The 14821-nt window shown below is 42.1% G+C and carries 9 protein-coding genes; 5 read left to right on the top strand and 4 right to left on the bottom strand.

Annotated elements, in window-relative coordinates:
- Positions 1-132 precede the first annotated feature (132 nt).
- Complete coding sequence (locus V7K62_RS00795; RefSeq protein WP_334860744.1) at positions 133-2058, top strand: transglycosylase domain-containing protein; 1926 nt, start codon at positions 133-135, stop codon at positions 2056-2058.
- 190 nt (positions 2059-2248) lie between these two features.
- On the opposite strand, the gene V7K62_RS00790 is transcribed toward V7K62_RS00795, so the two are convergent.
- Together V7K62_RS00790 and V7K62_RS00785 are read right to left on the bottom strand one after the other, a co-directional pair.
- A complete protein-coding gene (locus V7K62_RS00790) occupies positions 2249-2572 on the bottom strand; it encodes a DUF1825 family protein (protein ID WP_334860742.1) in 324 nt (107 codons plus the stop codon).
- Positions 2573-2698: 126 nt separating this feature from the next.
- Positions 2699-3631 (bottom strand): J domain-containing protein, encoded by a 933-nt coding sequence (locus V7K62_RS00785; protein WP_334860740.1) that lies wholly within the window; start codon positions 3629-3631, stop codon positions 2699-2701.
- Positions 3632-3929: 298 nt separating this feature from the next.
- Here V7K62_RS00785 and V7K62_RS00780 point away from each other — a divergent pair, with 298 nt between their 5' ends.
- Positions 3930-4304, top strand: a complete 375-nt coding sequence (locus V7K62_RS00780) for an NINE protein (RefSeq protein ID WP_292724826.1) — start codon at positions 3930-3932, stop codon at positions 4302-4304.
- 14 nt (positions 4305-4318) lie between these two features.
- Positions 4319-4849 (top strand): ComEA family DNA-binding protein, encoded by a 531-nt coding sequence (locus V7K62_RS00775; protein ID WP_334860738.1) that lies wholly within the window; start codon positions 4319-4321, stop codon positions 4847-4849.
- A gap of 100 nt (positions 4850-4949) precedes the next feature.
- Here the strand turns inward: V7K62_RS00775 and lepB are convergent, their stop codons facing one another.
- A complete protein-coding gene (lepB, locus tag V7K62_RS00770) occupies positions 4950-5522 on the bottom strand; it encodes a signal peptidase I (RefSeq protein WP_334860736.1) in 573 nt (190 codons plus the stop codon).
- A 1606-nt stretch (positions 5523-7128) separates the two neighbouring features.
- On the opposite strand from lepB, the gene V7K62_RS00765 reads away from it, so the two are divergent.
- Entirely contained in the window at positions 7129-8037 is a 909-nt protein-coding gene (locus tag V7K62_RS00765; RefSeq protein ID WP_334860734.1) for a polysaccharide deacetylase family protein, read from the top strand.
- An 844-nt stretch (positions 8038-8881) separates the two neighbouring features.
- Positions 8882-9577 carry a PPC domain-containing protein gene (locus V7K62_RS00760; RefSeq protein ID WP_334860732.1) on the top strand — a complete coding sequence of 232 codons (696 nt, stop codon included), beginning with the start codon at positions 8882-8884 and terminating at the stop codon, positions 9575-9577.
- A 470-nt stretch (positions 9578-10047) separates the two neighbouring features.
- Here the strand turns inward: V7K62_RS00760 and gltB are convergent, their stop codons facing one another.
- The gene (gene gltB, locus V7K62_RS00755) at positions 10048-14751 is read right to left on the bottom strand and encodes a glutamate synthase large subunit (protein WP_334860730.1); all 4704 of its coding nucleotides are present in this window, start codon (positions 14749-14751) and stop codon (positions 10048-10050) included.
- Positions 14752-14821: the final 70 nt, after the last annotated feature.

Genomic DNA, 14821 nt, shown 5'->3' with positions numbered 1-14821 from the left:
TTAAGTTGGTTATATTCACTGGCAATTTATCCACTTTCTCATCTGCCAAACTACTATAATTGCAAAAAACTAACCGCCTTGCTTCACCCAATCAATTACAGTTAAATTTACAAGTGAGGAAGTGAAATAGCCGTGTCGTCGTCTAGGACTTTTGAAGATAAACAGCCACAGCGTCGGGCTTCATCAGGTTTTGAGTTTTTGAAAGGAGTCGGTCAGGTAACTGGCGGTACTCTCCTCTCAATCACCATGCTGGCAAGTTCCATTGTAGCCGGAGGACTGGTTGGTTTAGCCATCAGTTTCCGTAATTTGCCAGATGTGAGACAGCTACGTAACTTCTTTCCCTCAGAAACGACTTACATTTATGATGTTAAGGGCAAACTCTTAACGAGTATTCACGGGGAAGCCAACCGGGAAGTCGTGCCCCTAGATAGAATTTCCCCAAATTTAAAACGGGCGGTGTTGGCAAGTGAAGATAGTCACTTCTACGATCACCACGGTATCAACCCCACTGGTGTTGGACGTGCTGTAGTAGTTAACGCGGTAGCAGGTGGAGTCAAAGAGGGTGGCTCTACCGTTACTATGCAATTGGTAAAAAACTTATTTTTGTCTCGCAAGCGTGCCTTTACCCGAAAGTTAGCAGAAGGGGTGCTAGCAATTCGGTTAGAGCAAATTCTCACTAAAGACCAAATATTAGAAATGTACCTCAATCAAGTTTATTGGGGTCATAACAATTATGGAGTACAAACGGCAGCACGCAGTTACTTTAATAAGTCAGCAGAATATTTAAGCTTGGGTGAGTCAGCAATGATGGCGGGTTTAATCCAAGCGCCAGAAGAATTCAGCCCGTTTGTGAGCATGAAGTTGGCAAAACAGAAAGAAAAAGAAGTGCTGGGACGGATGCTGGAATTGAACTGGATCAACCAGTCAGAGTACGACAATGCCCTCAAGCAAGAAATCAAACTTGGTAAAATCAAATCCTTTCAAGGTAGTGCCCTACCTTATGTAACCAATACTGTAGCGCAGGAGTTAGCTAAAAAGTTTGGGCGTGAGACACTACTTAAAGGCGGGATGCGGGTGCAAACTACAGTTGATGCCAACTTTCAAATGATGGCAGAGGAAACAGTTACAAAGTGGCATAAAACACTTTTAGATCAGGGATTATCTAAGAATCAAATGGCCCTGGTGTCAATTGATCCGCGCACACATTTTATTAAAGCATTGGTGGGTGGTATAGATCCTAAGACCAGTGAATTCAATCGTGCAACTCAATCTCAACGCCAGCCCGGATCTTCTTTTAAACCATTTGTATACTATACTGCTTTTGCTACTGGTAAGTATAGTCCAGACTCAACGGTGGTAGATGCCCCAGTTAGCTATCGAGATGGTAACGGTTGGTACTCTCCCAGAAATTATGATGCGACTTTTAGGGGAGAGATGTCAATCCGCACAGCTATATCCCAATCGCGCAACATTCCCGTGATCAAAATTGGTAAGGCTGTGGGGATGAACAGAGTCATAGAAACCTGCCGTACCTTGGGGATTATGAGTCCGATGGAACCTGTGTCTTCTTTGCCACTTGGTGCAATTGGTGTCACCCCTCTGGAAATGGCTAGTGCTTATGCTACCTTTGCTAATTATGGCTGGCAATCTCCACCAACCGTAATTGCCCGTGTTACCGATAGTAGTGGTAACGTGTTGTTAGATAACACGCCTAAACCGCAGCTAGTTCTCGATCCTTGGGCATCAGCAGCAATTATCGATGTGATGCGATCGGTAATCTCTGAAGGTACTGGTAAAGGTGCTGCTATCGGTCGCCCAGCCGCAGGGAAAACGGGAACAACATCATCAGAAAAAGATATTTGGTTTGTTGGTACTGTGCCACAGTTAACAACTGCTGTCTGGGTAGGGAGAGATGACAACAGACAATTAGCTGACCATGCGACAGGTGGTGTTATGGTTGCTCCCATTTGGAAAGATTTTATGGAAAAGGCACTTAAGAACGTACCAGTAGAAAACTTTAAGCCACCTTCCCAGTTTTCTCGTCCCAAGTCACAATAATTTGGGATTTTGAATTTTGGATTTTGGATTGGCAATTAATCCAAAATCTAAAATTGACTAGTACAGATCGGCGGAAATAAACCACCCATTCCAAATCAACCAAACGCTTACGCTGTATTCATTTTGAATTTTGTTAGCGCAACGTCTCGTAGAGAGCGTCATTTTGAATTTTGAATTCCGCTTTGCGGTACTAGGTTTGTTTTTCTAGCTCGGCTTTCATCCGTTCTAAAGTCAGGTGCATTTGGTCAAACATTTGTTGCGGGGTGACACCGAACTGACCTAATTGTGTTTTAAGTTGTTCTACTGTCATTTGTGCCATGAAATCTTCTGATAATTCGAAACGCTTCATAAAGATGCGATACCGATCCATCATGGTTTCCATTTGCTCAATAAACAGCTTTTTGCCCTCGCGGTCAAATTTGCCGTAGCCGTTGCCAAGCTTAATCAGCACTTGATAATCTTCAAACAGCTGTTTTGCTTCTTGCTGAACTATTTCAGAATCGAAGAATCCCATATTGCTTATATTAAACTGAGCGCCCAGACTCAGTAGCTTAATAGTTTTACTTCTATTTATTATTTTAGTCTAGGGGAGCAATCTAGTCACGAAGCTTCGGTTTTAGTACGGTTTGCTACCGAAATTTCAACACTTGACTTGAGAACGTTTCCCCTCGTTAAATCGACTTAATAAAGCCGCAATACTCAGAGCTTTAGCCATTGATTTAGGATTGGTGTTTTCACCAGGTTTAATTTTCAGTCCGGGAGCGTATTTCAGAGCTAGTAAATCTTGCGGGTTAAGTTTTAATGCTTGACGGATATAAACCCTGGCCATGCCGATAAATTTCTGTTTTAGATGTACTAAACCTAATAAGGCATAATAGTTGCTGTTATTTGGCTCTAACTTGATGGCATCGCGCAGTTCTTGCACGGCTAAGGCCCAGTTGGCTAGCCTGACGTACTCAATGGCTCGCTGGTAGTGACGTTGAGCGTAGTTTATCAAAACTGGTTTGACATTAGTTTTTTCATCTAATGTCAATTCAACTGGCTTGACTTCTACTTCCGGGATGATGCGAAGAGGTTTTTGTTGTAGGAATAGGTCAGGTTTATGCAACTGTAAGTAAACTAAATTCAGTATAGTAATTTGTTGTGTAACTTGATAAAACTGATGGAGTGATTTGTATTGAGCTTCTGCATAGCAGGCGATCGCTTCTTCGTAAAACAATTCTGCTTGGGGTGGAGACATTTCTGTAATTTCCTCAGCTATGGCATTTTGAACAGACAAAGCTTGGTGCTGTAACACTCTTGCCTCCGATCGCAGCATAGCTATGGCAATCAAGCGCTTGTGTCGATGTTTGAGTTGTTCATAAGCTGGATTGATTAAATAGCTAAGTATTGCCGTTGCTAATTCTTGGTCTGGATTGCAGCTTTTGGCATAGCGATCGGGATGTAGCAGCTTTGCTAAAGTGTGATAGCGTTTAAAAATCTGGCGATCGTCAGCACTCACAGAAATTCCTAGCACAGCGTAAGGATCACAAAGCTGTTTAAACCATTCTGGCGGTAGAAAGGTCTGTGACATCGTAGTAATCTAGATCCGTTAAAAACTTAAAATTAGCATCAAAGCTCAATGCACAGTCATGTGAAACTTACTCAAATTTCTTCAAATACCAAGTTGTGTGAATTCGACAGACCTTTCCCTCCCAGCCTCCCTCTGCGTTGGCGTCAACGGGGAGAGATTTGGAGAGGGGTTCTTCAGAATCTTATCGAACTCACGTTAAATTGTGTGTGAGACTTCCCATCTAAAAGTCTGAAGGGCAAGGCAGGGTAGTTGGCTATCTTATTGTCGGAACTGTGGTATTGGTATATCTGTTATAAATATGTTGACTAAGCGCAAAAGCCGAAGTGTTGCCGCTGTTTTAGCTTTTTCTGGCACGCTGACAATTTCAGGATTACACAAATTCTATCTGGGACAGCCGCTGTGGGGTGTTTTGTATGTGTTGCTTTCCTGGACGCCTATCCCCAAGGTAGCTAGTGCGATTGAGGGAGTTTGGTATTTAGCCCAAGACGAAGAAGCTTTCGATCGCAATTTTAATCTAGGCAAGTCAGCGGCAAGGAACTCACAAAAGGTGATTAATCAGGTAGGAGCGATCGCTGATGCAATGCGAGAATTAGATGCTCTGCGTCAGGATGGACTGATTTCAGAGTATGAATTTGAGCAAAAGCGCCGCCAATTGCTAGACCAGATTTCTTGAGGTAAGCGACAATCATGAATAACTGGCTACCTTTAAACTCCAGGCTACAAAAACTCCGTGCCAAGCTCCTCAACGATCCCTACTATCGCCTACAATCTGGGGAAGAAATTCAGATAGCGGCCCAATTAGGTATCCGCATTGATGCTAATCAAGCCACTGTAGATGATTGGTTACGCCTACCAGGTTTGTCAATTCACCAAGCGCGATCGCTTGTGGAACTTTCCCGATCGGGTGTGAAATTTTATTGTATTGAAGATATCGCTGCGGCTTTGGGTATGCCAGCGCCGCGCCTAGAGCCATTAAAGCCTCTGCTGAATTTTATTTACTATGACCACGAATCTTTAGAAAATCCTACCCAAGTCAACCCGAATACAGCAACCGTTGAAAAGTTAGCACAAATTCCATTTATAGATTTGTCTCTGGCGCAAGCAGTGGTGCAAAATCGGCAATCAGCCGGACTTTACCGTAACCTGGCTGATTTCCAACGGCGGCTGGAATTAACTGGTGATGCGATCGCTCAGATGATGTATTATTTAACGTTTTAAGTTAAAAGTTAGAAATTTTAAAATAACTCCTAACTCCGGCAATTTTAGATTTTGAATTTTGGATTGAAGGAAAAATCTAAAATCCAAAATCTAAAATGGATTAAATCAACCCAATGCGATTGAGAGGCCAAAAGCGAAACGTTGCCCGACCGATGACATTTTTTCTGGGTAAAAAGCCCCAATAGCGAGAGTCATTACTATCGTTGCGATTATCTCCCATAACAAAAAATTCGTTTTCTGGGACTTTCACTGGTTGATATGGCTGATTTGGGGGTTCAGCGATGTAGTCTTCTGCCAAGGGTTGACCGTTGAGGTAGACTTTGCCAGAAGTAACACTAACTACCTCACCGGGCTGGCCAATAACTCGCTTGATGAAGGCTTGGTCTTTGGGATATCCTCGACGTTGTAGTTCTGCGGGTGGCTGAAAAACAATAATATCCCCAGTTATGGGAGGGTGAAAATGGTAGGAGATTTTTTCAACTACCAAGCGATCGCCAGTATGCAAGGTGGGTAACATCGAGTCAGAAGGTATATAGCGCGGTTCGGCGATAAAAGTTCGGATCAGGAATGCCAAACACAATGCGATCGCAATTAAAATCAGATTTTCTTGCCAACTACGCCATACTTTTAACGACGCACGTTCTTCTTTTGCATCACTTTCGTGAGGAATCATAAAAGTTTCTAGCCAGTTTCAGAAATGAGACAAATACCTTGATTATTTTGACTCAAAAGGTATATTAATAGGAAACCTGGGTTTAGTGTCAACCCATACAGATATTAAATAATACACTTATTGCATCTAGCAAAGATAAGCAAAAGTACTGTAAATAAACTATGACCTGTCTAAGGCAATATAAGCTAATAATTAGGATTGCTAAATAGATGATTAAAAATCATAATTCTAATTTCTGTAATTATAAGGCAAGCTATGAGATAATCATCGGTTTTGTTTCCTCCTGCTAAAAAAGCTAGTTACCTACTGTTAGAGCAATACAGCCAGTCGGTTTTTTCTTTAAACAGAAAATGGTTCGTTGAGTGGTAAAATAGTTTACTCCGTATTGGACAATACCTACTTACCTCACTTTACCGAAAAAAGGCAGAGGGCAGTCTTGCTGGAGGTTGAGTAGCAAGAAAATATATTTTGATCTGCATTATTAAGTGATATTACATAAAAATAGCTCCAGCTTAGATGTACTTTTAAATACAATAACCTCGCTCAAAAAAGTATTATTGGTAATAAATATTACATCTAGATAGAGAATTTAATGCTTCAATATATGGATACCATACTATTGTAATTTTAATAACTTACCTATATATATGCAAATAATTTCCGTAATTACACGGTGACAGTGCATATAAAACTGTACTATTAATTAAGATATAAATATCCTTAATTATCGAGAAAAATATTAACAGACAGAAAGCTACTAGCAATTTCGGCTAAAGTATCAGCATCCGAAAGAAAACTAAACTGCTGATAGAATTATTTTTGCTGAATGAGTCGAAAGCATCTAGATTAACGAATAAGTGCCTCTTGGCAATGAGAAACTATATTGAATCAATTTTCGTCTGGTCTATTTCATAGAAAGTACAAGGTAACATTCTGTCAGTTAAAAATTTAACTTTTTCTTAAAAAGGAAACAATGGCAGCAGGCAGTAGAATATATCCTATCAAGAATAGAAGTAATAGTTTACTAGACTCTTTTTTGAAAGATACCCCGCCCCTTGTAAGTAGTTTTGTATGTTAATCAAAACAATTCACTAAGTTGTAAATTATACAAGTTTACTGTCAGAAAGTCTGGCTATAAAAACTTCAGTCTGCGAAAAGTGCAAATTGTAGGTGTGACAGCTTAGTTCATCTTATTTGAAAAGCTATAAAACTTGAAAGGATAATGCTGCCTTAGCGGTGAAGTGAAAAACAGCAACTAATTCAGAACTCCTATTAAGAGGATTTTGGGGTGTGGTTAATTATCTGATTGTGTTCCATCTCCTTCTTTGAACTAGCGGTAAGAATGTGGAAGTGCAGACCTTGCCTTTTATGACTGGGTTGAAATTAAACAGTACCAAGTATTGTATATTCAGCGCTGTCCAAATCTAGAGCATATAGATTTCAGCTAAAGCAATATAGTCTGTCTTCTGAATTCTGAATTTCCGTTATCCCAATTCCAATTTTCATGATTACCAGAAAGCATCTGGTATCTAAATATCTAATAAAAATGTGCTATAACGTACCGTCATAACCGTGGTGATGGTTCGATCTTTGAAGGAGCTATGAGGTGGAAAACAATAAGTCGTTTCTGTGGCCAGAAGGAATATTAATTGCGCTACTTGCCTTAGGTGGTGTTTTTAGTCTTGCTTTCATGATGCTTCTAAGGCCAAATGCTTCGGAGGCTCAGAGTAGACAAAGTATAAATGTCAAGGATGTCGCTGCAAACGTAGGAACTCAGCAGCGAATTGAGAAATTAAAGGCGGCGATGCTTACAAGTTGGCAGCAAGAAGCCCAAACAAAGGGTCTAGCCTACCCTATACCATCACGTTTTCAGGGGGCAATAATTGAATCGGCGAAACTCACTAAAGGTGAGAAAGTAATTGCTCTCACCTTTGATGACGGCCCTTGGCCTGAGACCACAGAGCAAGTGCTAGATATTTTGAAATCAAATAATATCAAAGGGACGTTTTTTGTCGTCGGACAGAACCTGAAAAATTATCCAGAGTTAGGAAGGCAGATTGTTGCTCAAGGTCACGTCATTGGCAATCATACTTGGCATCACTGGTATCACTTCTTTAATCAACAAGCAGCTGCTTTTGAAATTGATCGCACAGAAGATTTAATTTATCAAGTTACAGGTGCTAAAACAAATCTGTTCCGACCGCCTGGTGGCATTTTGCACAATGGATTAGCTGCTTACGCTAAAGGACAAAAGTATACGGTGGTGATGTGGTCGGCTGACTCCACGGACTACAAGTTACCAGCTGTACCAAAGTTAATCAATAACGTGATTAAAGATTCTAAACCTGGTGGGATTGTGCTAATGCATGATGGTGGTGGTAATCGTTCCAGAACTGTGCAAGCTTTACCAGAAATTATTAGCAACTTTAGAAAGCAAGGCTATCGCTTTGTGACTATTCCAGAACTTTTAGAAATTGAAGATACAGACCAAAAGTTGCTTGCTAACAAAAAGTAATAATTATTAATTATAGGTAATTAGTCAATGGTAATTGGCTAAAAACTAAAATTATATTTTTTGGTTAAAATGGCTGTTTTCGCGTTCGGTTACAGACTGATAATTAAGGGCACTCTAGCAGTAAACCAAAAACTTTTTCTGCAAAGAGCGATCGCCTAAATGTTTGTAGCTTATGATACTTCTGAATACAGAATTATCTAACCAGCAGACATAGTACAGATTATGATTACTAGCCGAGAATGCATTAATATTAACCTGATGGAATATAAATGCTTTTAATTACTTGATCTTTACGCTCAATAGCTTGAGATCAAAAGACTAATCTCTGTTTGAGTGCGGCACTCCTAACGCCAGTTGCTTCTCTCAGAGGGAGATATAGTACACACTACTTGAATAATTTAATTTTTTGAACTGTTCGGAATATAATAAATATTTTTATAGTTTTAGCATTATTATATAGATTTTTCTAATCATATAAGGTACATCATAGTCCCCTCCTCGCTTGCTCTTAAGGGGTTGGGGATGGGGTTATTGTACCTCACAAGGGCCGAGAAGCGCTATAAAATATAAAACTTAAATATACGTATTGCTTACTTATTTATAATCAGAAAACAATAAAAAATAAACTTTTATTTTTTGTTTTGAAAGTAAAAAGTAAATCATTTATTTTATATTTATTAAGTAGATTTTACTTAATCCCCAATTCTGATGCTAATAATTCGATGAAGCGTTAGAAAATTTTAACATCGCAGAGATCCTTCATAGGAGATAAGCTTCAGCTTGAGTTGTTAAGCTTCAGACTTGACCACTAACTAAATATATTATTACAAGGAGATTGTTCAATATGCGAGATCCCGGTAACGTGGTGCAAACTGCATATAATCTTGGTAATGCAAGTGGCAGCTATAACTTTCAGTTCACCAATGAATTTGTAGGCTCTAGTGACGTTAATGACTACTATCGTTTTTCTTTGTCCAATAGTAGTAACTTTAGTGTCACCTTATCAGGGTTGGGGGCAGATGCCGACTTACAATTACTTGATGTCTTTGGAACTGTTATTCAAAGTTCTGTCAGGAGTGGCACTGCTAGTGATTCAATTAGTCGCAACTTAAGTGCAGGAACCTACTATGCAAGAGTTTATCCTTATGGTGGTTCCAACACCAGCTACAATATAAGTTTTGCAGGATCAGGTGTAGGTAGTGACCCAGGGAATACCTTTGGCACCGCGCTTGACCTTGGTGAGTTTGGTAGCAACATTTCCAGATTCCAAAATGATTTTGTTGGCAGCAGCGATCAATTCGATTACTACAGATTTAGTGTCAGCGAAGGCGGAAATTATAAAGTGGGAATTGACAATCTAGCAGCAGATGCCGATCTCACACTGTATAGTAGCAATCAAGTTTTCCTTGGTTCTTCCGTTAATAGTGGCACCACACCGGATGCGATTACTAGGAACTTAACTCCAGACACCTACTATGCAAGGGTTTCGTCCTTCGCCGGTAACAATACCAATTACACTGTGACAGTACAGTCTGTGTGACAGTAGAGTCTGTTTTCTGAAAGGATGTAACCGTTTACACTCCTCCCCACCTCTCAACGATAAATCAAGGTTTTCGTCAATTTTGCCGGGGAGAGTGAATAATTGTTTAAGAATAAAGTTTATATTCTTAAACAATTATGCTTATACCTCAAGGGTATTTCCCTTGGGGTATTTTGCTTATTAAGGTGTAACATATCATTCGGGATATGAGAACCATTGTCGCAAAAAACCGAGTTTAGCAGTACACATCAATACTACAAAAATCTTTAGGCGCTGAAAACCTTGTTTTATCGAAAGGCAGGCCGGAAAGCCCGCCTCACAAGATTGGATAATTTATTTGTTAGAAGTCTCTTAATCACTGCTTACTAAACTGAACTTCTTGCATAAATCAAAAAAAGAACCCCACCCCGCCTTTGACTTACGTCAAAGTCTCCCCTCCCGAAGAGCGGGGAGGGGGTGGGGGTGGGGTGTTAGGGGACTTTTGCAAAAGGTCTACTGAACTCAGTTGTTTTTTTTTCAGGATTGGCTTCTGGACTATCAGCTTCAGAAGGCGGAACCAACTGCCAGAATTTCGGCAAAAATTCTTGCCAGTTTTGCAGAATTTTCTTCGCCTTTGGTGAACCAGTGCGTTCTGCATGAGTTTGGATTAACTCTTGCAGTTGCTTTGCACCTACTTCGGTAATCACCCGCTGCATTTTGACAATTTCTGGGTTGACTAACTCACGAAATGAGTCGTCTTCATCCAAGAAGTATGCGAGTCCTCCAGTCATGCCAGCAGCTACGTTACGTCCTACTTTGCCGAGAACGACAATCACACCACCTGTCATGTATTCACAGCAGTGATCCCCAGCACCTTCAATCACTGCTACGCCTTTGGAGTTTCTCACAGCAAAGCGCTCTCCTGCTTGTCCATTGGCAAATAATATGCCACCAGTAGCACCATAGAGGCAGGTATTGCCAACTATCACGTTTTGTGATGCGTTATAGGTAGCATCAGTTGGAGGTTTGATGATGATTTCACCACCATGCATCCCTTTACCTACATAGTCGTTTGCTTCTCCTTCTAGGCTCAGAATTATGCCGGGGAGGTTGAAAGCACCAAAGCTTTGTCCAACACTACCTGTAAAGTTGAGATTAATTTGTCCTTCAAAGCCACTGTCACCGTATTGAGAAGCGATCGCACCCGCTAATCTTGTGCCCACTGTTCTGTCAGTATTGATAATTGGGTAAGTCTTGGTGACAGTAGACTGATCCCTAATGGCAGCCAGAATGTCGGGATCGGCAAGGAACTTGTCATCTAAAACCACGCCGTTACTGTGGACTTCTTCATGCACCAACCAGCTACGATTGTCTCTGCTATTTGGTAGCTGAAGTAAACAGTCGAGATTTAGCGATCGCGTTTTGGTGAGTTTTACTCCTTGGCGTAGTTTTAACAAATCTGCACGTCCAATGATTTCTGACAAAGAACGGTAGCCAAGTCGGGCTAACAAACTACGCACTTCTTCGGCAATGAAGTAGAAGAAGTTGACAACCTGTTCCGGTATTCCCGTAAACCGCTTACGGAGTTCTTCTTTCTGAGTAGCAACACCCACAGGGCAATTATTCGTGTGGCAGATACGCGCCATAATGCAGCCTTCGGCAATCATGGCAATGGAGCCGAAACCGAATTCTTCACCGCCCATCAATGCACCTATTACCACATCCCAACCACTCTTGAGTCCGCCATCTACGCGTAAAATCACGCGATCGCGCAGGCCATTTTCCATCAAGACGCGATGCACTTCGCTTAAGCCCAATTCCCACGGTGAACCAGCGTGTTTAATCGAACTTAGTGGCGATGCACCTGTACCACCATCATGGCCAGAAATCTGGATAATATCGGCGTTTGCCTTAGCTACACCAGCAGCGATCGTGCCAATGCCAACTTCTGAAACTAGCTTCACCGACACCTTTGCTTTGGGGTTAATTTGGTGCAGATCAAAAATCAGTTGTGCTAGGTCTTCAATAGAATAAATATCGTGGTGCGGTGGCGGCGATATCAGCGTTACACCTGGCTTGGAGCGCCTTAACATCGCAATGTATTGGCTCACCTTCGGCCCTGGCAGTTGTCCACCTTCCCCAGGCTTGGCACCTTGGGCAATTTTAATTTCAATTTGTTTGGCGTTAACTAGGTACTCTGGCGTGACCCCAAAGCGTCCCGATGCAACTTGCTTAATGGCACTATAAGCTTTATCACCATTCCGCAATCCTTTTAAATGAGGTAGGGTTGGCGAGTGACCAGACTCGTCCACATCATCTAAAACTACATAGCGCACTGGGTCTTCGCCGCCTTCCCCTGAGTTCGATTTACCACCAATGCGGTTCATAGCGATCGCTAAAGTTTCATGGGCTTCTCTTGACAAAGCGCCTAAAGACATGCCACCGGTGCAGAAACGCTTGACTATTTCATATACCGACTCTACTTCTTCTAGGGGAACTGGCGAGGCATCGCCTTGGAAGTCCAGCAAGTCCCGCAAGGCCGTTACTGGTCTGCCTTGGAGGTGCTTTTTGTAAACTTCGTAGTGGTCGTACTTTTTGCCATCTAGAGCCTTATGCAGCGCCTTAACCATTTCTGGGCTATTCATGTGGTACTCGCCACCAGGACGGTACTGCACAAAGCCCAGGTTTTCTAACTTCGTGGTCGTCAGTTCTGGGAAAGACTTGCTGTGGAAGGAAAGCACTTCATCAGCGAGTTCACTCACACTCAAACCACCGATGCGGGAAGTCGTACCACGGAATCCCAGTTCGATTAAATCTCCACCGATGCCAATAGCTTCAAAGATTTGGGCTGCTTGATAGCTGGAGAGCAGAGAAATTCCCATTTTGGAGAGAATTTTTAGCAAACCTGACTCTACTGCTTGGCGATAGTTTCCTAAAGCTTGTTCTAGGGTGAGGGTGGGAATTTTTTGCACACCCATTAACTTTTGAGTTTTGGGATCAGACCACCAATTACGCACCGTATCTAAAGCCATATACGCGCAAACTGCGCCAGCACCATAGCCAATCAGACAAGCAAAGTGATGGGTACTCCAACATTGAGCAGTATTGACAATCAGGGATGTTTTCATTCGCAACCCTTCCCGAATCAGATGGTGATGCACCGCACCCACTGCTAATAAGGGAGGAATGTAGGTATATTCTGTGTTTATACTGTCATTGACCCCATCGCTTAAGATTAAAATTTTTGCACCTGCCCGGACTGACTCAGCTGCTTGTGCTTGTAAAGATTGCACAGCGGCTTTCAATCCTTCTGGACCGCTGGCGATCGCAAATAGGGTTGACAACTCAGCCGTGGCAAATCCTGACAGCTTAATCGCCTCTAATTGAGCATCCGTTAACACTGGCGACTCAAGTTTCAATCTCCGAGCATATTCTGGCTTGGGTTCTAATAAGTTACCCCGTTCACCCAGTTCAACTTTCAGAGACATTACTAACTTTTCCCGCAGGGGATCGATCGCTGGGTTCGTCACCTGAGCAAAACGCTGTTTGAAATAGTCATAAAGCAGGTGGGGTTTTTGTGACAGCACCGCTAAAGGAATATCATCACCCATGCAGAAAGTCGGCTCTGAACCTGCGATCGCCATTGGATGAATCACCATTTCTACATCTTCTGTGGTGTAGCCAAAGGCGGTTTGACGCTGAAGCAAGGTTTGCTTGTCAATTTTCTCAGTTGTACTATGCCCATTACCATTTTCAGCAGCCAGATGTCCATTTCCATTCACATCTGACGACTGACTACTGACAATTTGTTTGAGTTCTTGACGATACTCTTGCAGCCATTCTCCATAAGGGTGCTGCTTGGCGATGCGCCCCTTTATATCCCAATTCTTCAGCACTTCATGATTTTCTAAATCCACGGCAATCATTTGCCCTGGGCCGAGTCTACCTTTCTCGACAATATCGACTTCTGGGAAATCCACGACCCCAGCTTCGGAAGCTACAACAATGTAATCATCTTTGGTGATTACGTAGCGAGCTGGTCTTAAACCATTACGATCTAGTGTTGCACCAACTTTTTTACCATCGCTGAATACTAAAAGTGCTGGCCCGTCCCAAGCTTCTTGTAGACCACTGTAATATTCGTAGAAATCAACAATTTCTGGAAATTCACGTAAAGAAGGCTGATTTTGGTAAGCCTCTGGAACCATAATCATTAAAGCTTCCAACGGGCTGCGTCCAGAGCAAACCAGCAATTCCACTACGTTGTCTAGGGTAGCTGAGTCGCTGTTATCAATATGAACTAATGGCTTTAGTTCATTGATGCGATCGCCCCATACAGGATGATTCAGGCTAGCTTCTCGTGCCATCATCCAGTTGATGTTACCCAATAAGGTATTAATTTCGCCGTTGTGACCCAAAAGCCGCATCGGTTGCGCTAGGGGCCACTTGGGCATCGTATTGGTACTAAAGCGGCGGTGATAGACAGCAAAGGCACTTTTGTAAGCTGGATTTTTTAAATCGTCATAAAAGTTGCCCAAGACCGCAGAACGCACCATGCCTTTGTAGACAATTGTGCGATTTGACAATGAGCAGATATAAAATTCTTCTGAGATTTTGGTTGCAACTTTACTAATTCGGCGGCGGCTAATATACAATTTCCGTTCCAATTCATCACCGGTTTTGTCAACAGAAGCTAACAAAACTTGTTCAATCTGGGGTTGATTTTCTTTTGCTTGTACCCCCAGTAAATCAGATTGCACTGGCACTACTCGCCAACCCAGTACAATTAATTTTTCTTCTGCAGCTACTTGCTCAACAATCGCCCTAGCTTTTTGTGCTGCTTCTTGGTCTTGTGGTAGAAATATCATCCCCACAGCTATATTATTGGTGGATGGAAATTCCTTTCCTCTTTGGGCAAAGTCTTGTTGGAACAACTCCCAAGGTATTGCTGTCAATACTCCTGCACCATCACCAGAGTCTTGATCGGCGCTACAACCTCCCCGGTGTTCTAAGCAGGTTAAAGCAGCTAAGGCTTTTTCGACAATTTCGTGGCTGGTATGATTTTGGCGATGAGCAATAAAACCTACACCACAGGCATCTCGTTCCTCTACTAACCACTTTTGCCCCTGATAGGTATCTCTTGAGTTGATATCCGCCGTGATTTTCTGGTCTTGATTCATCGGTTTATTATTCATACCCTGTTCCTGAAGTATTGAGTTACCAATTTTGCCACTACATTATTGTGGGAAAAAATTTCTAAATTCA

The organism is Nostoc sp. (assembly GCF_036917935.1).
GTDB lineage: Bacteria > Cyanobacteriota > Cyanobacteriia > Cyanobacteriales > Nostocaceae > Nostoc.
Note: the sequence above shows the minus strand (reverse complement) of the source record. Positions and strands in the feature narration are given on the sequence as shown.